This is a genomic window from Haloferax sp. Atlit-10N, assembly GCF_003586325.1.
In the GTDB taxonomy this organism is placed as follows: Archaea; Halobacteriota; Halobacteria; order Halobacteriales; family Haloferacaceae; genus Haloferax; species Haloferax prahovense.
This window is the reverse complement of sequence record NZ_PSYX01000002.1, coordinates 56958-82895: the sequence shown is the minus strand read 5'-3', so window position 1 is coordinate 82895 and position 25938 is coordinate 56958. Positions and strand designations below refer to the sequence as shown.

The 25938-nt window shown below is 67.8% G+C and carries 25 protein-coding genes and 1 other RNA gene; 13 read left to right on the top strand and 13 right to left on the bottom strand.

The window, feature by feature from the left end:
- Positions 1 to 145: 145 nt before the first annotated feature.
- The gene (locus C5B91_RS22350; RefSeq protein WP_199519526.1) at positions 146 to 316 is read right to left on the bottom strand and encodes a hypothetical protein; all 171 of its coding nucleotides are present in this window, start codon (positions 314 to 316) and stop codon (positions 146 to 148) included.
- Positions 317 to 620: 304 nt separating this feature from the next.
- Between C5B91_RS22350 and C5B91_RS07510 the strand changes: the two genes are divergently transcribed.
- The 4 genes from C5B91_RS07510 (at position 621) to C5B91_RS07495 (ending at position 4420) form a co-directional block, all read left to right on the top strand.
- Positions 621 to 944, top strand: coding sequence for a hypothetical protein (locus C5B91_RS07510; RefSeq protein WP_008096576.1), 324 nt, complete (start codon positions 621 to 623; stop codon positions 942 to 944).
- 88 nt (positions 945 to 1032) lie between these two features.
- The gene (locus C5B91_RS07505; protein ID WP_008096577.1) at positions 1033 to 2811 is read left to right on the top strand and encodes a nitrite/sulfite reductase; all 1779 of its coding nucleotides are present in this window, start codon (positions 1033 to 1035) and stop codon (positions 2809 to 2811) included.
- Positions 2812 to 2896: 85 nt separating this feature from the next.
- Positions 2897 to 3181 (top strand): DUF6360 family protein, encoded by a 285-nt coding sequence (locus C5B91_RS07500; RefSeq protein ID WP_008096578.1) that lies wholly within the window; start codon positions 2897 to 2899, stop codon positions 3179 to 3181.
- Between the two features lie 318 nt (positions 3182 to 3499).
- Entirely contained in the window at positions 3500 to 4420 is a 921-nt protein-coding gene (locus C5B91_RS07495) for a DMT family transporter (RefSeq protein ID WP_115819761.1), read from the top strand.
- Positions 4421 to 4459: 39 nt separating this feature from the next.
- Here the strand turns inward: C5B91_RS07495 and C5B91_RS07490 are convergent, their stop codons facing one another.
- Positions 4460 to 5407, bottom strand: a complete 948-nt coding sequence (locus C5B91_RS07490) for a DMT family transporter (protein ID WP_115819762.1) — start codon at positions 5405 to 5407, stop codon at positions 4460 to 4462.
- Between the two features lie 202 nt (positions 5408 to 5609).
- On the opposite strand from C5B91_RS07490, the gene C5B91_RS07485 reads away from it, so the two are divergent.
- Positions 5610 to 6098: an Lrp/AsnC family transcriptional regulator gene (locus tag C5B91_RS07485; protein WP_004976442.1), complete on the top strand. Its 489-nt coding sequence runs from the start codon at positions 5610 to 5612 to the stop codon at positions 6096 to 6098.
- Positions 6099 to 6142: 44 nt separating this feature from the next.
- A complete protein-coding gene (locus C5B91_RS07480; RefSeq protein ID WP_008096583.1) occupies positions 6143 to 6418 on the top strand; it encodes a hypothetical protein in 276 nt (91 codons plus the stop codon).
- 16 nt (positions 6419 to 6434) lie between these two features.
- Here C5B91_RS07480 and C5B91_RS07475 read toward each other — a convergent pair whose 3' ends face one another.
- Complete coding sequence (locus C5B91_RS07475; RefSeq protein ID WP_115819763.1) at positions 6435 to 8543, bottom strand: PAS domain-containing protein; 2109 nt, start codon at positions 8541 to 8543, stop codon at positions 6435 to 6437.
- A 238-nt stretch (positions 8544 to 8781) separates the two neighbouring features.
- Here C5B91_RS07475 and C5B91_RS07470 point away from each other — a divergent pair, with 238 nt between their 5' ends.
- Positions 8782 to 9165, top strand: a complete 384-nt coding sequence (locus C5B91_RS07470) for an SHOCT domain-containing protein (RefSeq protein WP_008096587.1) — start codon at positions 8782 to 8784, stop codon at positions 9163 to 9165.
- 168 nt (positions 9166 to 9333) lie between these two features.
- Complete coding sequence (locus C5B91_RS22345) at positions 9334 to 9474, top strand: hypothetical protein (protein ID WP_181950668.1); 141 nt, start codon at positions 9334 to 9336, stop codon at positions 9472 to 9474.
- 50 nt (positions 9475 to 9524) lie between these two features.
- Here the strand turns inward: C5B91_RS22345 and C5B91_RS07465 are convergent, their stop codons facing one another.
- Positions 9525 to 10757, bottom strand: a complete 1233-nt coding sequence (locus C5B91_RS07465) for an MBL fold metallo-hydrolase (RefSeq protein ID WP_008096591.1) — start codon at positions 10755 to 10757, stop codon at positions 9525 to 9527.
- An 85-nt stretch (positions 10758 to 10842) separates the two neighbouring features.
- Between C5B91_RS07465 and C5B91_RS07460 the strand changes: the two genes are divergently transcribed.
- Positions 10843 to 11196: a hypothetical protein gene (locus tag C5B91_RS07460; protein WP_049967394.1), complete on the top strand. Its 354-nt coding sequence runs from the start codon at positions 10843 to 10845 to the stop codon at positions 11194 to 11196.
- Between the two features lie 81 nt (positions 11197 to 11277).
- On the opposite strand, the gene C5B91_RS07455 is transcribed toward C5B91_RS07460, so the two are convergent.
- The 4 genes from C5B91_RS07455 to rnpB all read right to left on the bottom strand — a co-directional run bounded on the left by C5B91_RS07455 (position 11278) and on the right by rnpB (position 14835).
- Complete coding sequence (locus tag C5B91_RS07455) at positions 11278 to 12510, bottom strand: digeranylgeranylglycerophospholipid reductase (RefSeq protein ID WP_008096593.1); 1233 nt, start codon at positions 12508 to 12510, stop codon at positions 11278 to 11280.
- Positions 12511 to 12742: 232 nt separating this feature from the next.
- Entirely contained in the window at positions 12743 to 13054 is a 312-nt protein-coding gene (locus tag C5B91_RS07450; protein WP_004976450.1) for a hypothetical protein, read from the bottom strand.
- 108 nt (positions 13055 to 13162) lie between these two features.
- Entirely contained in the window at positions 13163 to 14278 is a 1116-nt protein-coding gene (locus C5B91_RS07445) for a matrixin (RefSeq protein ID WP_115819764.1), read from the bottom strand.
- A 125-nt stretch (positions 14279 to 14403) separates the two neighbouring features.
- Positions 14404 to 14835, bottom strand: an RNA gene (gene rnpB, locus C5B91_RS07440) — RNase P RNA component.
- Positions 14836 to 14985: 150 nt separating this feature from the next.
- On the opposite strand from rnpB, the gene C5B91_RS07435 reads away from it, so the two are divergent.
- The gene (locus tag C5B91_RS07435; RefSeq protein ID WP_004976452.1) at positions 14986 to 15588 is read left to right on the top strand and encodes a TIGR00296 family protein; all 603 of its coding nucleotides are present in this window, start codon (positions 14986 to 14988) and stop codon (positions 15586 to 15588) included.
- Between the two features lie 88 nt (positions 15589 to 15676).
- Here the strand turns inward: C5B91_RS07435 and C5B91_RS07430 are convergent, their stop codons facing one another.
- From C5B91_RS07430 to C5B91_RS07420, 3 genes are all read right to left on the bottom strand, one after another.
- Complete coding sequence (locus tag C5B91_RS07430) at positions 15677 to 16834, bottom strand: nicotinate phosphoribosyltransferase (protein ID WP_049967392.1); 1158 nt, start codon at positions 16832 to 16834, stop codon at positions 15677 to 15679.
- A 116-nt stretch (positions 16835 to 16950) separates the two neighbouring features.
- Positions 16951 to 18381, bottom strand: coding sequence for an Hvo_1808 family surface protein (locus C5B91_RS07425; RefSeq protein ID WP_008096596.1), 1431 nt, complete (start codon positions 18379 to 18381; stop codon positions 16951 to 16953).
- 45 nt (positions 18382 to 18426) lie between these two features.
- Positions 18427 to 19872: an Hvo_1808 family surface protein gene (locus tag C5B91_RS07420; protein WP_049913680.1), complete on the bottom strand. Its 1446-nt coding sequence runs from the start codon at positions 19870 to 19872 to the stop codon at positions 18427 to 18429.
- A gap of 99 nt (positions 19873 to 19971) precedes the next feature.
- On the opposite strand from C5B91_RS07420, the gene C5B91_RS07415 reads away from it, so the two are divergent.
- Entirely contained in the window at positions 19972 to 20544 is a 573-nt protein-coding gene (locus C5B91_RS07415) for a cysteine hydrolase family protein (protein ID WP_008096598.1), read from the top strand.
- 54 nt (positions 20545 to 20598) lie between these two features.
- Here the strand turns inward: C5B91_RS07415 and C5B91_RS07410 are convergent, their stop codons facing one another.
- Positions 20599 to 21084, bottom strand: a complete 486-nt coding sequence (locus tag C5B91_RS07410) for a PaaI family thioesterase (RefSeq protein WP_008096600.1) — start codon at positions 21082 to 21084, stop codon at positions 20599 to 20601.
- Positions 21085 to 21198: 114 nt separating this feature from the next.
- On the opposite strand from C5B91_RS07410, the gene C5B91_RS07405 reads away from it, so the two are divergent.
- A complete protein-coding gene (locus C5B91_RS07405) occupies positions 21199 to 23790 on the top strand; it encodes a PAS domain S-box protein (protein ID WP_115819765.1) in 2592 nt (863 codons plus the stop codon).
- Positions 23791 to 23873: 83 nt separating this feature from the next.
- Positions 23874 to 25001 carry a hypothetical protein gene (locus tag C5B91_RS07400; protein WP_008096605.1) on the top strand — a complete coding sequence of 376 codons (1128 nt, stop codon included), beginning with the start codon at positions 23874 to 23876 and terminating at the stop codon, positions 24999 to 25001.
- A 200-nt stretch (positions 25002 to 25201) separates the two neighbouring features.
- Here C5B91_RS07400 and C5B91_RS07395 read toward each other — a convergent pair whose 3' ends face one another.
- Complete coding sequence (locus C5B91_RS07395) at positions 25202 to 25903, bottom strand: helix-turn-helix domain-containing protein (protein WP_049967391.1); 702 nt, start codon at positions 25901 to 25903, stop codon at positions 25202 to 25204.
- Positions 25904 to 25938: the final 35 nt, after the last annotated feature.

The following is a 25938-nucleotide window of genomic DNA, read 5'->3' as shown; positions in this document are numbered from 1 at the left end:
CCCCCCGAGAGGCGAGATTCGCGCGCGGACGGTCGCTGGGCGGAATACGGGCGAGTGGCTGGAGGCCGGCAAACGAGGGACGGCCGGGGCGGGGATACGCCGACAGCGACCGATTGCGGGCGGTCAGCGGCCGGTCGGCGGGCGGTTACTCCTCGCGGGACTCCGAGAGGTGCGACCAGATTTCGGTACAGCCCGCACCGTCTTCGAGGTCTTTGAGGTGAGCCGTGGGGTCTTCTTCCTCCGCCTCGGTCGACGACTCGACCTCGGCGTCGGCCTCGCAGTCGCGTTCGGGTTCGAGTTCTGCCTCGCCGGTCATGCGTCGCCCTCCCGTGACGGTTCGAACAGCTCTGGGGCGACGTCGGCGGAGGCGTGTTGTCGGACGGCGGTGCGGTGGTCACTCATCACCACCACGTACCGGGCGGACCCGCATAAGGGAATCCGCACCTGTAATGTGTACCCCCACTCCCGGCTACCGGAACGGGTTGCCCCTACCTCTGACGGCCGATTTCGGCCACAATCGCACGACTACGGCGGAACGACCGCCGGAACGCGCGTCGCGCTCCCCCGCGGGGATTGCGGGCGCCGCCCCGCATAGGTAGCCGGAGCGCGGAGGGTGAGCCATGAGCGTCTCCCTGCGCGTCCTCGACGACGGGGCGTGGGTCTCCGTGAACGACGCCAGAGAAGTGAGCGTGAGCGAACTCTGGCGGCTCGACGACCCGTCATTCTGTGGGTGCGAGCTTCCCGACTTCGTCGTCGAGAACGTCCTCGACGTCGGCGCGGACGGCAGAACCGTCTCCGCGAAGGTGTACGGCCAGTGCATCGCCTGCGGCCACGCGGGCGTGCCCGGCTGGGTTCCGGTCGGGAGGCTCCGCGAGGGCGAATTCGTCGATATCGACCGCGAGCGGGTCGTCCTCCCGGTTCGACGCGGCGACGACAGTGAATAGGCAACATTCTCCGCTTTTGGGCAGCACCGGGAAGGGTTGACGGTACGCTCGGGGCCTTACGTGGGCACGTATATGGACATTCATACGAATGCCCACGGACGTCGAACGCTGGAAGTCGGAGGTCTACGGTAACGAGATACGAGAGCACCTGCTCGAATTCGCCGAGCAGGGCTGGGACACCATCCCGGAAGACGAGCGAGACGCCTGGTTCGAGCGCTTCAAATGGTGGGGGCTGTACCACCAGCGCAACGGCCAAGAGAGCTACTTCATGATGCGCATCGGGACGCCGAACGGCGTGCTGACGCCCGGCCAGACCGAAGTCGTCGCGGAAGTCGCCGACGAGTACGCTCGCGGCCCGGCCGAGAACCCCATCTTCGGCAACGGGTACGTCGACTGGACGACCCGCCAGTCGATTCAGCTCCACTGGATCAAACTGGAGGACATCCCGGAAATCTTCGAGAAACTCGAATCGGTCGGTCTCTCGACGCAGCAGGCCTGTGGTGACTCGTGGCGGAACATCGTCGGCTGCCCCGTCGCCGGCAAGGACAAACACGAGCACGTCGACGCGCTCCCCGTCGCGATGGAGCTCAACGAGACGTTCAAAGGCAACGACGACCACTCGAACCTCCCGCGGAAGTGGAAGGTCTCCGTCACCGGCTGCCGCGAGGGCTGCGGACAGGGCGACATCAACGACCTCGCGCTCGAACCCGCGACCAAGGAGATAGACGGCGAGGAGACGAGGGGCTTCAACATCCGCATCGGCGGCGGCCTCTCGCGGAACGAGCCGCGGCTCGCCCGCGACATCGACGTGTTCGTGACTCCCGAGCAGGCAGCCGAGGTCTCGGGAGCCATCTCCGCGCTGTTCCGCGAGAACGGCGACCGCGACAACCGCTACAACGCCCGCATCAAGTTCCTGATGGACGAGTGGGGCGCGGAGAAGTTCCGCAACGTCCTCCAGGAGGAGTTCGTCGACTTCGAACTGGAGACCGCCGGCGAAGACCTGCGTTCGGAGTACTCCTACAACTCCGGCTACGCCAACGGCGGCCACGCGGACCACGTCGGCATCCACGAGCAGGCCGACGGCAACTACTACGTCGGACTCGACGTCCTCGTCGGCCGCATGGGCGTCGACGACACGAAGGAGCTCGCCCGCGTCGCCGACGAGTACGGCTCCGGCGAGGTTCGCGTCACGCAGCGCCAGAACGTCATCATCACCGACGTTCCCGAAGAGAAGCTCGACGCGCTGCAGGACGAGGAACTCCTCGACCACTACTCGCCCGACCCGCACCCGTTCATGCGCGGCTCCATCGCCTGTACGGGCACCGAGTTCTGTTCGCTCTCCATCGTGGAGACGAAGAACCGGCAGGTCCGCTACGCCCGCTGGCTCAAGGAGAACGTCGAACTCCCCGCAGGCGTCGAGGACTTCCACATCCACCTCTCGGGCTGTACGGCCTCCTGCGCCCAGCCGCAGATTGCGGACATCAGCCTCCGCGGCATGAAGACCCGCAAGGACGGCGAGCCGGTCGAGGCGCTCGACATCGGCCTCGGCGGCGGCCTCGGCGAGAACCCCAACTTCGCCGAGTGGGTCACCCAGCGCGTCCCCGTCGACGAGGTGCCGGGTGCCATCAAGAACCTGCTCGCGAACTTCGAAGAGCGCCGCGAGGGCGACGAGACGTTCCGCGAGTTCGTCGCCCGGACGGACGAGGAGGACCTCGCCGAACTGGTCGAACCCGAAGAGACCAGCTACGAGGACCCGATGATGCACAACACGAAGCGCACGTGGTACCCCTACGCGGAAGACGACTCGATGGACGCGAGTCCCGCACCGACCCACGGTGACGGCACGCCCATCGCGAGCGACGACTGAGCGGACCTGTCTCGGGACCGATCCGCGTCGGTGACGACTCGCCGCCGCGCTACCTATTTACGACGACGCCGATACTCAATCACAGATGCCAGACCGAATCCTGAAGGTCAACGCCTACACGACGCTGGACCTCGTCGACGCGTCGGCGACGGGTCACGACTTCGAGGAGTCGGCGTTCGCGGTGTGCAACGTCACCTCGCCGCGGAAGCACCCCGACGAGATTACCCTCGAACTCGAACTCGACTGGACGCAGCTCGACGCGCTCCCGCCGCACGCCGACAAACTGACGCTGTCGCCCGAGGAGGCTCGAAGCCTCGCGGCCGACCTCGAAAAGCACGCCGACCGCGTCGAAGCCGAACAGCGCGACTGACCGCAGCCCCCCGATTTTCGACGAGCGTTCGACGCCCCGAGCGGCGCGACCGTCTGCGCGACCCCGACGGTTCGTGGCAACACCACCCATGAGAACTTCTATCCTGATTTAGTCAACGAATCGTGTGAATCTGTGTCTCGAATGCTCGAATTGTGTTGCAACAAGCCCAATCGTTAGACATATGCCTTCGGAAGTCGCAGGATGTGTTGTGATACAGACGACGCCCTTACGCCGTCCACGCACCGAGCGTCGACCGCACTCCACCTCCCGCGCCCACCCGGCGAATCGAACGCCGGCCACAGCGCGGGGGGTGGTGGCGTGAGCCGTCACCGGACCCTCGTCCTCTTCGTCGCGGCCGCGGTGCTGTTCGGCACCTCCTTCGTCGGCATCAAGGCCGCCATCGGCTCGGTCCCGCCGGTGCTCTTTGCGGCCTTCCGCGTCGACGTCGCCGCCGTCGTCCTCCTGACGCTCGTCGCCGTCCGCGGCGGCTACTGGCTCCCGCGGACCCGCGCGGACGCGCTCGGCATCCTCGCCAGCGCCGCGTTCGTCCTCGGGGCGAACAACGTGTTCCTGTTCCTCGGCCAGCAGCACGCGACGACGGGCGCGGCGGCCGTCATGTACAGCATCATGCCCGTGGCCTCCCCGGTGTTCGCCGTCTTGCTCCTCGACGACGCGCGCATCTCCGCGGTCGACGCCGCCGGCATCCTGCTCGGACTCGTCGGCGTCGTCGTCATCGTCGGCCCCGAGAGCGTCCTCGGCGGCGGGAGCGTCGGACAGGCGCTCATCGTCTGTTCGGCGCTGTCGGTCGCCTTCGGGACCGTCCTGCTCAAGCGCGTCGGGCCGTCCATCGGGACGCTCCCGCAGACCGCGTGGGCGATGGCGGTCGCCGCCGTCGGCATCCACGCCGCCAGCCTCGGTCTCGGCGAGTCCGTCACGCAGGTCGCGTGGTCGCCGGAACTCGTCGCCGCGATTCTCTACGTGGGCATGCCCGCGACCGCCGCGGCCTACCCGGTCTACTTCGCGCTCCTCGCGGAGGCCGGCCCCGTCCGCGGCAACCTCGTCGCCTACGCGATGCCGGTCGTCGCCACCGTCACCGGGTGGGCCTTCCTCGGCGAGTCCGTCTCGTCGGCGACCGTTCTCGGCTTCGGGGTCATCCTCTCGGGGTTCATCTTGGTCCAGCGCGACAGCGTGGCCCGGGTTGTCGGCCTGCGGGGAAGCATCCCCGCGGAAGCGGAGTGAGAGAAGAGAACAGAAGAGAATTCGAAACGCGGACCGGCTTCAGGCCGCGACCCGTCGCCGGACCGCGACGGCGACCGACACCAACATCTCCTTTTTCATCGCGGCGAAGCCGAAGAAGATGGCTCCGAAGCCGACGAGCGCCGTCGTGTCGATGACGTGTCCGAGGAGCGTCCAGCTCATGAGCGCCGCGACCACGGGTTCGACGTAGCCGATGAGGTTGAGTTCGGTCGGCCCGAGGCGGTCTAAGAGTTCGAAGTAGAGGAGGAACGCCACCGCGCCGGAGACGAGCGTCAGGTAGAGGAACGACGCGATACCGGCGGGGGCGAACTCGATAGTCGAAAGCGACTCGCCGCGGGCGAGCGCCCAGCCGTGGAGCAGGACGCCACCGAGGAGCATCGACCACGCCTGCATCGACTGGACCGGGAGGTCGCTCCGGAGCGGGCGGGTGAGGACCGCACCGAGCGCGAACGACACCGCCGCGAGGAAGATGAGGACGATGCCGAGTCCCTGCGCCGACCCGGACGACCCCGAGAACGCCGAGACCGGGTCAGCCACGAGCACGGCACCGGCGAACCCGGCGAGCAGCCCGAGCGTCCCGGTCTTTCCCAGCGACCCCTCGGTGAGGATAACGGAGGCGAAGACCGCAGTCAGGATGGGCGAGAGGCTGATGATAATAGAGGCCACCGCGCCGGGGACGTGTTCCTGTCCGAGGTAGAGCAGGCCGTGGTAGGCGGCGATGATGAACACCGCGCCGATGGCCGTCGCGAGCAGTTCGTCTCTGGCCTCGGGTCGCCAGCGGTCGGTGGAGTAGCAGGCGTACGCCAGCATCACGAGCCCCGCGAGTTCGTAGCGGAGCGCGGCGAAAGAGAGCGTCGGGAAGAACTCCAAGCCGACCTCGATAGCGACGAACGAGGTGCCCCACATCGCCGCGAGCGCGACGAAAAGCAGGGGCGTCGTCGGAATGTTTCTCCAAGTGGTTCGCGTCATGGTCGAATCTGTTTCAGTTCTCAGAGACGCGTCTTGTTAAATCCTTCTACAAGAGATTTGTTTTGAATTGAATTTTAGAGGAAGAATTCTGGGTTTTGCTGTTCTAAAGTTTCTATAATTCGTGATAGTTCGAGAGCGCGAGAGAGGTGGCGAAAACGGCGGACAGAACAAGGACTTACGTCACCGACCGCAACGAGAGGGTATGGACGAACGCGACGTGCGCCTGTTGAAGGCCATCGCGGACCTCGGGACGGGCAGTCCCGAGAAGCTACACGAAGCGACAGACATCCCTGTGTCGACCATCCACTACCGCCTGAACAACCTGAAGGACGACGGCGTCATCGAGAACGACCTCTACGACATCGACCTAGAGGCGTTCGGACTCGGCGTCACCGTGGTCGTGGAGGTGCTGGCGGACTACAGCGGGTCGTACGAGGAAGTCGGGAACAAACTGCTGGAGATAGAGGGCGTCACGCAGCTCTACTTCACCATGGGCGAGACGGACTTCATCGTCGTCGCCCACCTCGCGGACTCCGACCGCGTGGAGCGTCTCATCAGCGACTTCGAGGCGACGCCGGAGGTCGAGCGGACGAACTCGACGTTCGTCATCTCCGCGATGCGCGACAGCCACCGGGCGCTCCAGAGCTACACGCTGGAGACGCTCCTCGACGAGCTCGGCATCGAGGACTGAGAATCGGCCGGGGACGTATCACGGTTCGTCGCGTACTATCGACCATGTCGAACGACGTGCGAACGTGGCTGGTCGAACGGACCTACTCGGACGACGAACAGAACATCATCATCCTCGTGTACGCGACCACCGACGGGACGCGCTACCACCGCAAAGAGCGCTCGCTGACGAGTTTCGAGTCCGACGTGCGCGACACCTACGCCGCCGTCGACGTGCCCGAGGACGAACTGGGCCGCGTCTCCGACGAGGAGACGAAAGCGGCGTACGCGGCCGCCGCGACCGAGATGGCCGAGTCGCACGAGCCGACCGACACGGTCTGAGAGCGTTGCGCTCGGCTCAGTCCGCCGACGCGAGCGGGAGCGAGACGACGACGACCGTGCCCGCGGGTTCGTTGTCCTCGAAGTGAATCTTGCCGCCGAACGAGTCGACCAGTTGGTGGACGAGGTAGAGCCCGAGGCCGGTTCCGGTACTCTCCAGTCCCTTTTCGCCCTTACCGAAGACGACCGACTTCCGCGCGTCGGGGATACCCGAACCGTCGTCGGCGATGCGGATGACCGCCATGTCGGCGTCGTCGTCCACGGTCGCCGAGACGGTGACGACGGCGCTGCCGTCGTTGTGCTGGACGGCGTTGTTGAAGAGGTTGCCAAGCACTGACGCGATGAGCGGGTTCGCGCGCACCGCCACGTCGGGTATCTCGCCGTCGACCTCGAACGTCGCGTGCGGGAACGCCTCGCGGCGGACCGCGAGTTCGCGCTCGACGGCGTTCACGAGCGACATCGGGCGCGTCTCGACGCCGCCGCCGCTCATCGTCTCCATCAGGTCGCGGGCGACCTCGGTTATCTCGATGGTGTGGCGACCCGTCGAGAGGATGCGCGAGAGGATGTCCGCGCCCGCTCCGTCGACGTGTTCCCGGAGTAGCTCCGCCCAGCCGACGACGACGGCCATGTCGTTTCGGATGTCGTGGCGGACGATTCGGTTGAGCGCCTCCAGTTCGGCGTTCGTCCGCTCGAGTTCGCGCTCGCGGGTGCGGCGGGCGGTCACGTCCTGAATCGTCCCTCTGAGCGCCGCCACCCGGCCGTCGCGGATGACCGGTTCGCCCCGGGTACGGACCCACAGCTCCGACCCCTCTGCGGTCACCAGTCGGTACTCGTCTTCCCACGGGATGCCCTCGGACCGACAGCGGTCCAACAGCTCGCGGACCCGGTCGCGGTCCTCGGCGGCGTAGAACTCGATGGCGTCGTCGACGTTCGGCTCGTAGTCGAGCGGCACCTCGTGGATGCGCTTGGTCTGGTCGGTCCACGCCAGCGTGTCGGCCGTGAGGTCGAGTTCCCAGCCGCCGACCTTCGAGATGCGCTGGGTGCGTTCGAGGAAGTCGCGGCTCCGTTCGAGTTCGTCCTCGCGCGCCTTCTGCTCGGAGAGGCTCTGGAAGACCATGACGTTGCGGTCGCCTTCGAGGGACGTGATGGAGAACCGAACCGGGACGAGCTCGTCGTCGGGCCGGCGAATCGCCACCTCGCCTTGCCACTTGCCGTCGGCTTCGAGTGCGGGCGGAATCGTCTCTCTGAGCCGTTCGAGCTCCGACTCGTCGTGGAGGTGGCCCCAGCCCGTCCCGAGCATCGACTCGGGGTCCGAGTAGCCGCAGATGTCGGCCGCGGTCTCGTTGACGTACGTGTGCCGGTCGTTCTCGGTGATGGTGACGCCGGCGTCGACGGCGTCGACCGCGCCCTTGAACGCCTCGAGGTCGCGTTCGCGCCGGCGCTCTTCGGTCACGTCCTCGACCGTCGAGATGAGTCGGTCTCGTCCCGATATCTCGGCGACGGTGAGGCTGACGCGAATCCAGACGGTGTCACCCGACGCGTTCTCGATGGGCCACGTGAAGACGTGTTCGCCCTCCTCGCGGGCGGTCTCGACCTCGTCGAGGGCGCGTTCGGCGTCGTAACCGGGAACGTCCGCGGTGACGTGAGCGGGGGTCGTGTCGATGACCGACGCGCGGTCGATGCCGAGGATGTCCAGATAGTGTTGGTTGATGTCGGCGAGTTCGAGCGTTTCGAGGTTGCGAACCGCGAGACCGACGTTGACGGCCTCGAAGAGCGCGCGGTGGTCGAGCGAGCCGACGGTGTTGCGGGCGGCGTCGTAGACGACGTGCCCGAGGTTGTCGAGGTCGTGCTCGTCGGGGGTCGGCCGCTCGAACGAGACGAGCGGCACACCGTCGACGCGGAGTTTCGAGACGAGCGGTCGCCCCTCCGAGTCGGTGACCTCGGTCGAGACGACGAGACAGTCGATGCGACTTCGTTCGAGCACCGCGTGAACCGCGTCGAGGCTGTCGGCAGTCGAGACGCGGACGTCGGTCGTGGCGTCGCCGACCGAATCGGGAAGTTCGGTCGCGAGACGCTCGCGAACGGCGGCGTCCCCGCTGACGACGAGGACGTTCAACCGACCAGGCATACCGGCGAGAGGACAGCGAGGTTCAAGTATGAACCGACAGCTGTCGGCGAAGAATCACGACTGGCGGGGAGCGAACGCTGCGCCCACCCGCGTCGAAGATTCCAAAGTCAGGGCGACGCAAAGCGGCGGAATAGAAGCTTTGCCGACGGCGGAGCCGAAGGCTCGAAGCGACAATCGACCTAAACGTGGAGCGCGTACTGACACCTGTGGGGCGGACACCACCGCTCCGGTGAACACTATGACGACAACAAACGACTCGACGCGACTCGCGGGCATCGTCCTGCTCGCGCTGGCCGCGCTGTTCGCGCTCCCCGTCCTCTTCGGGATGGCCGGCCTCGGCGGCGGCATGCCGATGGGGTGGGGCGGCGGCTGGATGCACGACACGTGGATGCACGGCGGAACCGGCGGGACCGTCCCGTGGTGGATGTGGGGGATGGGACTGTTCGGCCAACTGCTCGTCCTCGCAGTCGTCGTCGGCGGGGGCGTCCTCCTGTTCCGCGCCCTGCGCGACGGGGGCGACGGAGGCGACGACGCGCTCGACGAACTCCGCCGGGCCTACGCCCGCGGTGACATCGACGACGAGGAGTTCGACCGCCGCCGCGAGCGACTCGAACGCGACTGACGCGTCGGAACTCGGGACGGTCGTCGCGTTGCAGGCGAAACGAAGGGGTTCCGGCCAGGTAGCGGTCGGCGAAAGGCGGTCGCGGGGAGTCGGTGCACGGCCGACTCCGTCGGAGAGAGTGCGCACGCCGACCGCAACGACTAATATTATTTAGGCCAACCTAAAAGCATGAGTTCGGATTCATCCGATGGGGCGTTCGGCTCGTTCCTCGGTCGCTTTCGGTCGCGGCGAACGCGACTTCGCGTGTCCGCGTGCGTCGCCGCGAGCCGGTCGATAGAGGTCCCGGAAACGGACGACGAGCGCGACTGAGCGCCGGAGACCGGAGACGTCGGGTCGCTCCGCGCTGGCCGCCGCGCGCCTCAGACCTCGACCGTCGTTCCGATTTCTGGAGCCGCGGCCTCGTAGCCGTCGGCGCGGAGTTCCTCGGCGAACGTCGCACAGCGGTCACCGTGGTTCACGAACACCGGCGCGCCGCGGTAGTCGTCGAGAAACGACAGGAGCCCGTGCCGGTCGGCGTGGGCGGAGAAGTCGTACATCTCGGCGCGAGCGGCCACGGGGACGACCCCGCCGTTGAGTTCGCACCGGCCGCGTTCGACCAGTTCTCTGCCCGGCGTCCCCTCGACCTGATAGCCGGTGAGACAGATTTTGTTCGTCGGGTCTCGCCGAATCTCGGGGATGTACGTCATCGCCGGGCCGCCCGAGAGCATCCCGCTCGTCGTCACGATGACCGAGTTCTGCCGGGCGATGCGCTTTCGCTGACCGTCTCGACCCGAGACGATTCGGGCGTTCGACTTCGCCCGCTTGAGCGCCGCCGCGTCGCGGACGTAGTCGGGGTGGTTCCGGAGCATCCGCAGCACGCGCGTCCCCATGCCGTCGACGTAGCAGTCGATGTCGTGGGCGTCGAGCACCATGAGAAGCTCCTGCGTCCGGCCGATGGCGAACGCAGGGACGACGACGGTGCCGCCCTCCCAGACGGTCGTCCGCACCGACTCGACGAACCGCTCTTCGACGGTCGCGCGGTCGTCGTGTTCCACGTCGGAGTAGGTGGACTCGCAGATGACCACGTCGGCGTCCGGGCGGTCGGTCGTGCCCGAGACCAACCGCTGGTCGTCGGTGTGGAAGTCGGCGGTGTATAGCAGGCGCGTCTCCCCGTCGTCGACGAGGACGTGGGCGCTGCCGGGGATGTGCCCCGCGTTGTAGAACGTGACCTCGTGGCCGGCGGCCGCGAACGTCTCGCCGTAGTCGTGATGTTCCGACTGCTGGGTCATCCGTCGGACGTGCGTCTCGGTGAACGGGCAGTTGTAGCTCCCGCCGTGGAGTTTGAGCGTGTCGCGCGCGAGGGTCCGGGCGAGTTCGTCGGTCGGCGGCGTCCAATGGACCGCCGGCCAGTCGTCGCCCGAGAGGAGCGAGGGGACCGTCCCGACGTGGTCGAGGTGGCCGTGCGAGACGACGACGGCGTCGGGCTCGACGGAGCCGACGGGGAACTGCGGGGGGTTCCCGGTCAGCATCCCGTAATCGAGCAGCAGCGACTCGTTGACGAGAATCGCGCTGCGCCCGACCTCCTCGGCCCCGCCGAGGAACTGGAGTTTCATTGCCGGCAGTACCGACCGGAGGGGCTTTTGCTCGTCGGTCCCGCCGCACTCGACGCTTTTCACGCCGGCCGCCGTCTTCGGAGGTGTGACCGGCTCCGACCCCGAATCCCACCGCGGTGGCGACGACCTCGACCGACTGGTGACGACGCTCCACGACCGACTCGCCGCGACGGCGACCCGACCCGTCCGCGAGGCGGCGAGCCGGTGGCTCGGCGAGGCGGAGGCCGTCGCGGGCGACCTCGCGGTCGGCCCGCTCCCGGACGACGACGTGGTTCGGAGGCGACTCGGCCACGTCGAACACCTGCTGTCGAACGTCGGCGAAACCGAAGACGAGGCGGCGGACGAACACGTCGCGTCGGCGCGGGCGGCACTGGCCGACGCGCTGGCGACGCTCGGCGACGGCGGCGGGGAGCGCGACGAGCGCGACGAAAGCGAGTGAGCGGCGGAGAGAAGAGAGACCGCATCGAGACGAGAGACGAGAACCGCGGGGACCGAGAGAGATGCCCGTTCCGTCCGGCGCTCAGTTCGAGAACCAGTCCCTCGCGGTCGAGGCGAGGATAGAGAGGTCTTCGAACTTGAGCATGCGGAACATGGCGAGGGGACTGCCGCCGTTGGCGGCGTCCAACTGCTCGTTGGGGAGGCGATGGAGGTCTTCGAGCAGTTTGTCGTAGCGCTCGTTGGAGGCGCGGTAGAGCATCTCCGTCATGAACAGGCGGTTTTTGACCTTCGGCGCGACGCGCTCGTGCCACAGTTGGTCGTAGATGGCGAGTTCGGACGCCGAGGTGTCGCGGTCGGAGTTCGTGAGCGCGCGGTCGGCGGTCGCGGCCGCGGCCCGGCCCGAGCGCATGCATTTGTCGATGCCCTCGCCCCACAGCGGGTCGACGGTCGGCACCGTGTCGCCGATAGCCATGAAGTTGTCCGTGCTCATGCGGCCCGGAAGCTGGATGTGCGCGGAACCGCGGTGCTGTTTGCCCGCGATGCGCTCCGCGTTCGCGAAGCGCGGGTCGGTGTCAAGCCAGTACTGGAGGTAGTCGTCGATGGTGTAGCCCGACTTGGCGTTGTGGCGGTGTCCCTCGTTTTGGATGTAGCAGACGCCGACCTTCGCGGTGTCGCCGCCGGTGTGGAATATCCACGAGTAGCCGCCGGGCGCGATGTCGTGGTCGAGCCGAAGCATCATCGCGTCGGTGAGGTCGCCGTAGCCCTCGGGCGCGAGGTCCATGCCCTCGAACTCGAACTCGATGCCGATAGCCTGCTTCTGGCGATTGAGGTCGCACACGTCGAGGGCCTTGGCGAGCGGCGCGCTCGGTCCGGTCGCGTCGATGACGATGTCGGCGTACACTTCCTTGTCGCCGTTGTACCGGACGCCGACGATTTCGCCGCCCTCCATGATCGGCTTGGAGACGCGCGCGTCGAAGTGGTACTCCGCGCCGTCGGCTTCCGCCTCGTCGACGAGCCAGTTCTTGAAGTCCGCGAACTCGAGGACCGCACCGGGCTGGTGCCGGTGGTAGTGGTGGTTCGGGGACTCCAAGACGACATCGTCGGTGAAGTTCATCACGACCTCGTCGGGGATGTTGAACGAGGCCATCGTCGACGGGAACGTCCCGGCGGTCGACTTGTTGCTTCTGGAGGGGAACTCGTCTTCGGACTCGGTTTCGAGGACGCACACGTCGTAGCCTCGGGCGGCGAGGTCTCGTGCCGCCTGTCCACCTGCAGGGCCCGCGCCTGCGATAATCACGTCGTAGTTGTCTGTCATTGTAGAGTAGGCATCACCGGTAGGGTTGGTCGTACGCGTTACACACCCTTTCTGTAACAAGCGTGTAATCTGCTTTGGTTTTGAACGGTCGGAAATACGGGGGTGTCCGGTCGGGCCGCACCCGTCCGAGACGACACTCGGACGCGACGACAGCGACGAGAAAGTGGCGTATCGCTGTCGCTAGAAGCGAAAGAACGGACATGGAGCCACGGAACGGCAGGGAAGACGACGTTCAGGCTTTCGGGATGCGGCGGACTTGGAACTCGCGGTAGCCGCCGTAGGCGGCTTCGAGCGCCCCGAGCCACCAGTTCCAGCGCGTCGCGGGGCCGCCCTCTGGCGCGTCGCGCATGTTCCGCACGATTTCGTCGCCCGTGAGCGCCGCGCCGCGGTCGGCTTCGGCCTGCCCCGAGTCGGCGAGGTCGCGGGCCTGGCGCGCGACGACCCGACGCTCCGCATCGGTGCCCCCGAACTCGGCGAGCGCGTCGCGGAACGACTCCTCGTCGAAGGCGGCGTGGGCGTCACCGTGCCTGTCGGTGGGAATCACGACTGCTCCTACGGGGGCCGTCCCAAAGAAGGACTCGGCCGATTCGACCGGACGAGCACCGCCGTTTTCGGCGCGAAACGCGCCGGCGCGGGCGACGCGGCGACGGCGCTACGTCCACCACTCGCTCCGGCGCTCGTTGTACGTCGCGTTCCGGAACGGCTCTGGCTTTTCGTCGTCGGCCTCCGCGCCGAGGTAGTGTGCGGTCCAGTAGCCGACGTGCCAGCCGACGGCCTCGGTGTCGAGGTCGACGAGGATGACCCGGTAGCTACCATACGTCTCTAACGCGCCGTCCCCGTCCGGGTCGTAGCCGCTGGCGGCGGCACAGGAGACCGCGCCCGCGGCGCACGGCGAGGAGTCCGCAAAGGAGATGCGAACCTCGGCGTCCGCCGGGTCGTCCACGTAGGAGTAGGTGAGGTTGTCGGGCATCCCCGGCGCGCCGTCGGCGAAGTAATCGAGGGCGTGACGGACCTGCTCGCGGGCCGTGTCGGGGTCCGAGGCGTTCGCGTCGTCCACGTAAACCGTGAAGTTCGGGTCGTCCCACGGGAACGCCTTCTCGGTCGCGTTCGTCCGCGGGAGCGTATAGAGGATACCCGTGGCGTTCATTAGGTCGGCCGGCTCGTCGCCGTGGGCGAGTCCGAGGGTGTGGCCGAGTTCGTGTTCGATGATTTCGACCGTCGACTCGTCGCCGAAGCCGGTCCGAATGTAGACCGTTTCGGGGCGGTCTATCTGCCGAGCGCGGGTGATGTAGGGAGCGCAGCCGACCGCGTCGGCCTGTCCGCTACACTCGGGGATGGTGTCGGAAAAGCGGACCACCATGTCCGGGTCGCGGGCGTCGGCGTCGACCTCGTAGTCGACCTCGTAGCCGAGGTACCGCGCGTCGTTCGCCTCCCAGAACGTCGTCGCCTCGCTCACGAGCGCGGTGTAGTCGCGGTCGGCGGCGGCGGCCTCGACGGCGACGACGACCGGCTCGGAGCCCCACGGGCCGTAGCCGGAGGCGGGCGTGAACGTCTCTGTCGGCTCGGGCGTCGGCGACGCGGTCGGCGTTGCAGTCGCGGTCGCTGGCGGAGCAGTAGTCGAGACTGCGGTCGACGGCGTTTCGGTGGTCGTCGCGGCCGGAGCGGTCGTCGAAGTCGTCGCAGTCGTCGCGTCGTTTCCGGTCGACACCGGTGCGGCACAGCCGGCGAGGACGACGAGCGCCGCGACGAGGAGGGTCGAACCGCGCATACCGAGACTGCGGCGGCGAACGGTCAAGAGCGTTTCCCGACGGCCCCGGGGCGGTTCAGTCGCTCGGTTGTCGGAGCCAGACACCGCGATTCGGCCGGTAAAGCGGCCGCTCAGCGTTCGAAAGCGGCTGAGAGGAGTAAGCCCCCTTCTGTTCGTCCCAGCATTCGGCTCAGCGTCCGCGTCCTTCTCGGGGCGAGCCCCGAGGGCGCGACGGGCGAACCCGACGCGCCGTCCGAACTACCTTCGCGGCGCGGACTTGCACCGGTGAGGATTCGCCGTTCCATCCGTTCTCGACCGTCAGAGATGGCGACGCCATCTCACTCCCTCTGCGGGTTAACTCCCTTCCCTTACGGGTCGGTTCGCACGCGGACGGGAGAACCGTCCGCGCCGGCGACGGCGGAGCCGTCGCGCGCGCATCATCGGTCAAGTCGAGCGGTCTCGTTTCTGTTCCAGCGCCAGCCGTCTCCGACTCCGGGCTTGCGCCCGGTCACCCGTTCGGACGGTGGGGGGACTTTCCTCATGCCCGTCTCGGGCACGGGAACTGGGCTCTCTCTGCCGACCTACCCTAGTCCGGTCGGTCGGATAAGCGGTTCGATTAACGGGGTCATACGCGGGTTTAGTCGCCCGTTATGTGGCACCGGTTCTACATAACAACCCGATAACATTCGAGGGAAGCGTTGAAGTCACCACAGAACTTGAATGATAATATGTCCGAGGCGCAGACCGTACACCTCACCTACGAGGATGGGGCGCGGGCGGTCGAACTAGCGCGGGAATCGGTCGAATCGTACGTTCTTCACGGACAGAGAGAGCAACCGGGCAGCATGCGCGACGCGTTTTACGCCCGAACCGGGGCGTTCGTCCGCATCAAGTCGACACGTGGGCGCGGTCGGCTGCGGGGCTGTGCGGGCGCATATCGGGGGAAAGACCAGCTCGGTCACGCCATCGTCGACGCGGCCATCAAGGCCGCGTCGGGCGACTCGTGCCAAACCGAAATCGAAGCACCCGAACTCCCGAATCTGAACATCTCTGTTTGTATCGTCAACAATTACACGCTGACTAACGACCCAGTCGCCGACATCGAACTCGGCACGCACGGGGTCGCCATCGACGCCGGCGGCACCCACGGCTGGATGTACCCGACCCTGCCCATCGAGCTCGGCTGGTCGAAAGAGGAGTTCCTCACGAACGCCTGCCGCAAGGCCGGCCTGTCGCCGCTGGCGTGGCAGGACGACGACACCATGATTACCCTGTTCGAAGGGCAGGTCTTCCGCGAGCGCGACGACGGCGGGAGCGTCGAAGCGCTGTAAGTCGTCGCGGCGACGACTCGACTCCTTGGGGGGAGAACCAAACTGGCGAGCGACGGCACCGAGCGTCGCCGCAAAACGAGAACGCGTCTTACTCGTCGCCGAAGCCGACCAACTCGGCGTCTTCTCTGGCCCGCGTCGCGGCCGCGTCGATGTCGAAGTCGAACTCCGAGACGACCTCGCCGTCGCGGATGAGCGGTTCGAGGAGCGCCTCGCCGTCGGTCGGGCCGGGCCGCCCGCGGAGGGCGACGTGGTGGCCGCCGTCAGCCGTGCGGTAGACCTCCTTCACGCCGGAGAGCTTGCCCCGCTTGGCCGTGGGTTCGCCGTCGACTTCGACAATGTCGAGCGCGAAGTCAACCGGGTTGGCGTTCGAGATGTAGCCGCCGACGCCGAATCCCTCGACCACGTCCCGGAGGTGCCGGAGTTCCGCCGGCCCGAGGCCGCCGCTCACGAAGATGCCCACGTCCTCGTGGCCGCGGGCGTCGAGTTCCCAGCGGACCTCCCGGACGATGTGGCGGAAGTCGCCGCGGCGCGAGGACGTGGTGTCGAGGCGGACGCTGTCGAGGTCGTCGCCGAGCGTCTCGACCGCCTGCAGCACCTCTTCGGTCTCGTCGCCGTAGGTGTCGCAGAGAGCGACTCGCGGCACGTCCTCGTCGACGGCCTCGTCGAAGGCGCGGAACGCCTCCGCCTGATTGCCGCGGCCGAAGGCGATGAGAAGCGCGTGGGGCATCGTCCCCGACGCCTCCTTCCCGAGAATCTCGCCGGCGGCGACGTGCGAGAAGCCGTCGAGGCCGGCGACGAGGGCGCTCCGCTCGACCATCGCGGCGATGGAGGGGTGGACGTGCCGCGCGCCGAACGAGAGGACGGTCGAGTCGGGGGCCGCCGCGCGGGCTTCGAGGGCGGCCGTCGCACAGCCAGACGCGTGCGAGAGGAAGCCGAGAAGCGAGGTTTCGAGCCGGGCGAAGTCGAGGTAGTCACCCTCGATTCGCATCACGGGGCCGCCGTCGAACAGCAGGCCCTCGGGCATGGCGTCGACGTCGATATCGCGGCCGGAGAGCAGTTCTGCGGCGTCTTTCACGCCGGCGAACAGCTCGAAGTCGCCGTCGGGGAACTGGTCGGCCGTCACCTCGGCGACGACGCGGGGGTTCTTGCCCGCGTGTCGGAGGGTCGCCTCGGTCCGCTCGAAGTAGGCGTCGGTCGCGACGCCGCCGCGGATGGCCTCGGGACCGACGATATCGAAGTCACTCATTGGCGCGGATTCCACCCGGCCGATGAAAAAGGTGTATAATCGGTCACGTGCGTCGAAGAGGAATTTTCTTCGACGAATCGGAGCGACAGCTCCACCACGGTTCCGGGCCACTGGGTTCACTCCCGACGGTGAACCTCGTCTAACTGCTCCACCGTCGGTGCGTTGACGATGGTGACGGTGTTCCCCTCTCTCGTCACCCGATAGGCGTCCGCGAAGGGGCCGTCGTCGACGCGGTAGGTGTCCTCGCCCGCGTACGACCCGCCGAGGCGGAGCTTCAGCGTGTAGGTCACGTAGGCCCGCTCGAACTGCTCGGCGTCCGCCTCGGTATCCCAGACCGTCTGCCAGACGTAGCCGCGCTCGTGGGGGTTCGTCTCGTAGGTCTCGTCCGACGCCGGCCGGTAGGGAACCACCGCGTCGCCGGCCCAGCCCTCGGAGGGACCGGCCGTGTAGTTGTACGGCGAGTACGCGCCGGTGTCCTGTTGAAGCCGCGCCCGGTCGATTGCGCGGTGCTTCCAGAACGTGGCGAAGATGGACGCCTCGCCGACCGTGTCGGCGACGGGGTCGGTGTCGTAGCGCGTCCACGCCGCCGACGACCGGTCTTCGACCGTCACTTCGACCGGGCGCTCGTCGGGGTACCGCTTCGGGTGGAGAATCTGTTCGGTCGAGGCCGGACGGTCGGCGTAGGCGTCGTCGACAGCGGCCCAGCCGCCGCGCTCGCGCAGGTCCGAGACGAACGTCGCACCCTCGCTGTAGGGCGCGTAGATGGTCAGGAAGACCGGGTAGTCGTACGAGCCGCTTCCCGAACCGCTCGCCGGCGGCCGGGGGACGCACTCCCACTCGGTCTCACAGCGCTCCTCGTACAGCCGGTCGACGTAGCGGGCGTCGCCTTCGACCAGCCCGTTTTCGGCGAGTTGGGCGTCCTGCGTCGACGGCGACTCGTCGAGTCCGAAGTGCTGGTCCTGCAGGGCGTGGTGGAGTTCGTGGGCGAGCGTCCGGCGGTCGATGGTCGGCTGGTCGTCGTCGCTCACGATGACGATGCGGTCCTCCGAGGGCGAGTAGTAGCCGAGCACCGCGCCGCCGTACAGCTCGTCGAACACCTCGTCGATAGTTCGGTCCTCGCCGACCAACAGGAGCGCCTCCCACACCTGGTCGTTCCAGTCGCTGTGGACCGGGTCGGCGGGCTCCTCGGACTGATTCCGGTACTCGGCGCGCGAGATGACCTCGACCGGCACGGACTCTTCGAACTCCAGTTCGCGGACGACCTCGACGCGGGCCATCGTGCGGGCGACGAACGCCTCGCGCTCCGTCGCGTTCAGGCCGTCGGACTGGTTGACCGCGATGGACTCGTTGTGCCAGTAGCCGGCTTCCCAGCCCAGTCGGTCGGTCGGCGGGTCGTCGGGCCACGACCAGTCGTCGGCCGGGTCCGCGGTCCCGTCCGCGTCGTTGGGCGCGTCTCCCGCGGCGTCCGGGTCGGCGACGGGGGCGGCACAGCCGGCGACGACGAGGAGAAGGGCTGAGAGAACTGCGGCGAGGCGGCGGCGATTCATAGCGAGTGCAGGGGCGGGAGACGAAAAAGCGTCTCGACGCGGGGGTTACGACGCGAGCCCCGGTCGAATCTCGTCCACGTCGGCGGGTGCCGGGCCGTTGACGATGACGACGCGGTCGCCGGTGCGGACGACCCGGAAGGCGTCGTTGAACGAGCCGTCCTCGATGACGTAGATGCCGTCGTCCCGCTGGCTGGCGTCGTTGGCGCTGAGGATGTTCAGGTAGGCGTCGTGGAACTCCTGTGCGTCGCCGTCGGTGTCCCACTCGGTCACCCAGACGTAGCCGTACTCGGTCTCAGCGCCGGCCTCGTTGCGGTAGGGGAACAGGCGGTCGTTCGCCCAGCCGTTCGACGGCGCGGCGTCGTAGTTGTACGTGTCGTACCGCGAGTTCGTGTCGAGGATGGACTGGACGCGGACGGTCTGCGCGCCGGACGTGCGGGCCTGATACCAGAACATCGAGAACATCGACGCCTCGCCGACCGTGTCGGAGCCCTCGACGCCTTGTTCGGGGAAGGTGGTCCAGCCGTTCGTCCCCTCGTCGGCGAAGGAGATGGGGCGGGGCGACTCGTCGGTCACGTGGATTGTCTGTTCGGTGGACGCCGGCGGATTGCGCAGGGCGTCGTTGACGGCCTCCCAACCGCCCTGTTCGTACAGGTCGTGGACGTAGACCGGGCCGTCGGAGTACGGCTGGTAGATAGTGAGCAGAATGCCGAGGTTTGGACCGCCACCGCCCGACCCGCCGCCGGAGCCGCCCGCGGCGGGCGTGACGACGCAGTCCCACGCGCCGGCGTCGCACTGCTCGACGTACTGCCGTTCGACGTACTTGGCGTCGCCCTCGACGATGCCGTCGATGGCGAGATCACCGTCCTGCGTCTCGCCGCGGAAGCGGGCGTCGGTCAGGTCGAAGTGCTGGTCCTGCAGGGCGTGAACCAGTTCGTGGATGAGCGTGGCGTTGTCGATGGTCGGCTCGTCGGTCGAGTCGGTGACGATTTTGATTTCGTCGTCGGACGGCGAGTAGAAGCCGAGGACCGAGCTCCCGGTCGTCTCGGAGATGGCGCTCGCGCTCCCGGTCGACTCGCCGGTGATAAAGAGCGCCTCCCACACCTGGTCGTTCCAGCGGTTGAACTCGGAGTCGGCCGAGCCGGAGCCACCGGCGTTGCCGCTGCGGTAGTCGGCGCGGGAGATGACGTCCACGGGGACGCGTTCGTCGAACTCCAACTGTCGGATGTGCTCGACGCGGGCCATCCCGCGGGCGACGTACGCCTCCATCTCGGACTCGTTGAGGCCGTCGGACTGGTCGACGTCGATGGCCTCGTCGTACCAGTAGCCGTCCTCCCAGCCGAGCACGTCCCGGTCGGGGTCGGCGAATCCGTCTCTGTCCGGGTCGGGCGTCGCGGGCGGCGCGTCACCGCCGGGCGCGGCCGTGGGGGCGGCACAGCCGGCGAGAACCAAGAGTAGGGCGGCGAAAACGGCGCGGAGACCGGTCGTTCGCATATCGTACCCTTGGACTCCGGAGTGAAGTACCTTGTCGGGTTCGAGCGTCGAATCGGGGCGGCGCGTACTGTTTTGGTCGTCCCGGCGCAACCGACGCGTATGGCACTCGACCCGAACCGAACCGCGGTGGTCGTCGTCGACATGCAGAACGGCTTTTGTCACCCCGACGGGAGCCTGTTCGCGCCGGGGAGCGAATCCGCAATCGAACCCGTCACGGACCTCGTCGACGCCGCCCGCGACGCCGGCGCGCACGTCGTCTACACCCGCGACGTCCACCCGCCGGAACAGTTCGACGGCAACCACTACTACGACGAGTTCGAGCGCTGGGGCGAACACGTCGTCGAGGGGACGTGGGACGCCGACCTCCACGGCGACCTCGACGTCCGCGACGAGGACCTCGTCGTCGAGAAGCACACCTACGACGCGTTCTACCGGACGCAACTGGAGGGGTGGCTCGACAGCCACGGCGTGGACGACCTGCTCGTCTGCGGCACGCTGGCGAACGTCTGCGTCCTCCACACCGCCGGGAGCGCCGGCCTGCGGGACTACCGGCCGATTCTCGTCACCGACGCGCTCGGCTACATCGAGGCGGGGCACAAGGAGTACGCCGTCGACCACGCCGACTGGCTGTTCGGCGAGACGGCGACCCTCGCGGACGTGGCGTTCGAGTAGGTCGACGGCCCCGCTGGGCACGACTGCGGCCGCGGCTGCGACCGTAGCCGCTCCTCACTCCCGAAAGAGCCGGTACGCGCCCTGTCCGGTGGCGACGGCGTCGTTCCAGTCGCTCGACGGCGACTGCCGGGCGGCCACGTCCGAGTCCTCCTCGGGGTCGGTGCTGACGACGGTGATGGTGCTCACGCCGACCGACCCACCGGCGCGGACGACCTCGGCGACCGCGGTCAGGTCGCCCGACGCCCGCCGCAGGTAGTTCACGTTGAGGTTGATGGTGGCGACGCCGCCGGCGAGCGGGTCGTCGAGCATCGTTCGGAGGGCGATGCCGCCCGCGGTGTCGATGAGCGTCGCCGCGATGCCGCCGTGGATGGTCGGCGGCGACACGGTGTTAGTGAGCTTCTCGTCGTACGGGATGGTCATCACGATGCGGCCGCGCTCGATGGCGTCGACGCGGGTGTTGAGCCACGACAGGTAGCCGTGTTCGTCCTCGATGTGCCGCTGGACGATTGCCGCGGCCTCGGCGGGAAAGTCCTCGGTCATGTCACGAACGAGTGTGTCAAATGGCATGTAACCGACGGTCGGAGGCGGTCTCGTCGGACACTCGTCAGGTCGGTATCACGTGAGATATATACAGTTTCCCGGACTGGTACGGGTATGAGCGATTCCCGCGTCGTCCTCGTCGACGAGTGCCCCGTCGACCTCGTCGAGGCCGTCGAGCGACGCGGTTTCACGACCGAGACCTGCGCGGGACCGGACGCGGTGTTCGACGCCCTCGACGACGGGGTCGGCGGCGTCGTCCTCTGCGGCGACGTGGACACCGAGTTCGTCTCCCGCGTCCGCGACCGAGTCGGCGTCGTCCCCGTCTTTTTCCTCGTCACCCGCGGGACCGCGGCCGCCGGCGGGTCGGCCCACGGAAGCGGGGCTATCGTCGTCAGCCTGCCGAAGACGCGGAAGGCGGCCGCCGCAGTCGCCGCGCGAATCGAGCGCACCATCGAGTTCTCACGGTGGGCGTCGAGCGGGCGCGACTCGAACTCGCTGTACCGGACTGTCGTCGAGCAGAGCCACGACGCCATCTTCATCGCGCAGGACGGCGACTTCCGCTTTTGGAACCGCCGGCTGACCGAACTCACCGGCCGGAGCGACGACGAACTCGCCGAGACCGCGCTCCTGGACGTCATCCACCCCGACGACCGGGAGAAAGTCAGGCGCATCTCCGAGACGCGACGGCGGGGCGGCGACGCGCCCGTGAGCTACGAAGTCCGCCTCGTCGACGCCGCCGGCGACGTCCGCGAGTGTGCGGCGAACGTCAAGGACATCGAGTACCACGGCTCGTACGGCGTCCTCGTCTCCATGCGCGACGTGACCGAACAGCGGGCGACGGAGGCGCAGTTCCGCGGCCTCGTGGAGTTGGCGCGCGACCTCGTGACCCTCGTCGGGACCGACGGGCGAATCAAGTACCAGAGCCCCTCCGCCGCCGACGTACTGGGCTTCGACCCCGGCGAACTGGTCGGAAGACGCGTCTCAGACGTGATTCACCCCGACGACTGGGAGCGCGTCGAGGCCGTCTTCGACCACGCGCTCCAGACGGGGGCCGACGGGACCGACCCCGTCCGGTACCGCCACCGGAACGCCGAGGGGTCGTGGACGTGGCTCGAATCCGTCGGAAGCAACCAGGCGGACACCTCGGTGGGCGGGTTCGTCGTCACCTCGCGGAACGTGACCGAGCAGCGGAGCTACGAACAGCGGCTCAAACGGTACGAAACCATCGTCGAGAGCATCGGGCAGGGCGCGTACGTGGTCGACGGCGAAGGCGTCGTCCAGTTCATCAACGAGACCGCGCTGTCGCGGACGACCATCCCCATGTCGGCGTTCGTCGGCCGGCACATCTCTGCGCTCCGCGACGCCGGGTATCTGGCCGCCGACCAGTACGAACGCGCCCAGGCCGCCCTCGACGCCATCCTCGACGGCGAGAGCGACCGCGAGCGGTTCGAAATCGAGCTGTCGCTTCCGGCGAGGAACTACGTGGTCGAGTTCACCGTCTCGCCCATCGTCGGCGACGACGGCGCTGTCGAAGGCGCGGTGGGTATCTCGACGGACGTCACGGCGCGAAAGCGGTACGAACGGCGGCTCAACGCGCTCCACGCCTCGACCCGGCGGCTGACGGGCGCGACGAGCCGCGAGGAGGTCGCCGAAATCGTCCGCGAGGCCGCCACCGAGGTCCTCGACTACGCGATTAGCGGCGTCCTCCTGTACGACGAGTCGCTTGACGCGCTCGTCCCCGCGGCGTTCACCGACGAGGCGTGGGAGGTATTCGGCGACGTGCCGCCGATTCCGCGGGGGACCGGCCTGACGTGGGAGGTGTTCGAGCGCGGCGAGCACAACCTCTACCGGGACGTGGAGTCGAACCCGAAGCGGTTCATCCTCGACGCCGGGGTCAGAGAGGAGCTCATCGTTCCGATTCACGACCACGGCGTGTTCTTCGTCGCCTCCCTCGACGAGGGCTCGCTGGCCGACCAGCGCATCGCGCTGGCGAAGGTGCTGGCCGCCAACACCCGCGCGGTCTTGGACCGGGTCGAGCGCGAACAGCTCCTGCGGCGGCGCGAGCGCGAACTCGCCAGCCAGAACGAGCAGCTCGAATCGTTCGCGTCGGTCGTCTCCCACGACCTCAAGAACCCGCTGAACGCGGCGATGGGCTACCTCGAACTCGCTCGCGAGCGGGACGACGGCGACGAGTTGGACCGCGTCGCCGACGCCCACGAGCGGATGGCCGGCATCGTCGAGGACGTGCTGGCGCTCGCGCGAAACGGCCAGACGGTCGAGCAGGCCGAACGGCTGTCGCTCGGTTCCGTCGCCGAGGAAGCGTGGACGACCGCCGCGAGCGACGCGCCGGAAGCGACGCTCACCTTCGACGGCGACGTCGCGGTCGACGCCCACCGCGGGCGGCTCAGACAGCTCCTCGAAAACCTCTTTTCGAACGCCATCCGTCACGGCGGCGACGACGTGACCGTCAGCGTCGGCCCCCTCGGCGACCGCGACGGGTTCTACGTCGAAGACGACGGCCCGGGGATTCCGCCGGACGACCGCCCCCGAATCTTCGAGGCGGGCTACACCACGAGTTCGGAGGGGACCGGCTTCGGACTCAGCGTCGTCATGAGCGTCGTGAACGCCCACGGCTGGAGCGTCTGGTTCGTCGAGAGCGACGCCGGCGGCGCGCGGTTCGAAATCACGACGGAGAGCGACCGCTGACGGCCTCCGAAAACGACCGCTGACGCCGCGAGAGTGTCGCCGCCGGCGGCAACACTAATTGGGGGTCGTCCGAACGGGGCGCCATGGAAACCCCAGACGAGACGACGGTCCGCGCGGTCGAATCCTGCCGGGAGTCGCTCCCAGAGACCGTCGACGGCGGGCGGGTGCTGTTCGGGTTCGACGGCTACATCGACCGCGTTCGGGAGTTCGTCTCCGAGCGGCAGTCGGCCGACGCCTACGAGCGGGTGCCGACGCTCGAAGCGTTCGCCGACCGCGTGAACGACTCGGTCGAAGCCGAGAGTTCGCTCTCTTTCGAGTGGATTCAGTCGAACGTCCGAACCGGCGGGCACGTGAGTCACCTCGCCCGCGCGTTCGACCGACTGGAGTTCGAGCCCGGGGTCGTCGGCTGTCTCGGCGACCCGGTCGAAGAGCCGTTCGTCGAGGAGTTCGGCCACCTCCCGCTGGAGACGCTCGGGTCGCCCGGCTACACCGACGCCGTCGAGTTCGACGACGGGAAGCTGATGCTCACCGAAATCGGCGCGCTGATGACGCTCGACTGGGCCGGAATCGAGTCGCGGGTCGGCCTCGACCGACTGGCCGAGTTGGTCGACGGGACCGAACTCGTCGGGATGGGCTACTGGTCGGAGATGCCCGAGCTACCGGACGTGGCCCGCGGCCTCCGCGAGGAGTTGTGGCCGACGCTGTCGGACCCGCCGGAGACGCTGCTTTTGGACCCCGGCGACCTCAGAAAGCGGGAGCCCGAGGTGGTCGCCGCGGGCGTCGAACAGGTGTCCGCGCTGGACGACGCGGTGCGCGTCGTCGCGTCGGCGAACCGCTACGAGACGCGCTATCTCGCGCGGTTGGCGGGCGTCGAGAGCGACGACTTCGGCCGCGAGTCGCAGGCGGCGTTCGACCACCTCGGCGTCAGCCGCTTCGCGGGCCACGGCATCGAAGCGGCCCACCTCATCGACGACGAGGGGGCCGCGACCGTCGGCGTTCCCCGGACGGACGACCCGGTGTTGACGACGAGTTCCGGCGACCACTTCAACGCCGGACTCGCGCTCGCGCACGTCCTCGACCTCGGCCGCGCGGAGTCCCTCGTCGTCGGCAACGCCGTCGCGGGACACTTCGTCCGAAACGGGTCGCCGCCGACGTACGACGAGGTCCGTGCGTTCGCCTCGGAGTACCTCGATTACTTCGACGCCGCTTAAATACCGATTGTCCACACAAGGGTCAGATATATTACTAGAATCGGCGTACCGATATGCGTCGGTGGCACCCCCCACACGGGCGCACCGCCGGAGAGACCGCAGGTCGCCTCCGTCGCGGTTCACTCTCGACACCACCGTGGCAATCCGCGCCCGGTTGCCACATCCCCACCACGGTCCCGTTCTGACGCGTCGTCGGCTCTTCACTCGGACCGCGAGTCGCGGTCGATGTCGTCGATATCGTCGATATCGTCTATCGCCGAGCCGACGAGGTGTCGGAGCGCTCGCCGGAGTCGCTGTGAGAGCGCCTGTTCGCTGATGCCCAATCGGCTCGCGATGTCGTCGAGGCCAGTCTCTTTCGGCGTCTCGAAGTAACCCCGTTCGAAGGCGAGCCGAAGCGCCGCGAGTTGCTTTTCCGAGAGGTCGCTGTCGGGCGGGTGGCGCTCGTCGAGGCGGGCCGGTTCGACCCGGCGCACGTCGATATCGATGTCGCGGGAGAGACACGCGTCGTGGAACCGGGTAGTCAGCTCGTTCGACGCGAAGTACACCGACAGCGACCAGCCGTACCTCGTGCCGACCATCTGCCGGACGATGCCGTCGCACTCGCGAATCGCCGAGATGATGCCGCCCTCGTGAGTCGCCCACTCACAGCGGTAGAGCCGTCCCTCGGGGCCGTCGGAGACCGGCTCGAAACACTCGATGTTCACGTGGTCGTCGAGGAAGTCGTCGAGCTCCTCGCGGTCTCTCCCGCGGGCGACGAAGTAGGGAACCGGCTCGCCCGACACCGGGATACCGCCGACGAACGTGAGTTCGAATTCGGGGTCTTCGAGCGTCGCATCGGGAGACACGCCGGCCAGCGGGTGACCGAGTTCGACCTCGTACCCGGTGTCGCGGTCGTCGGTCATCGCGGCACGGAGACGGCGGCGTCGAAGACCGAAGC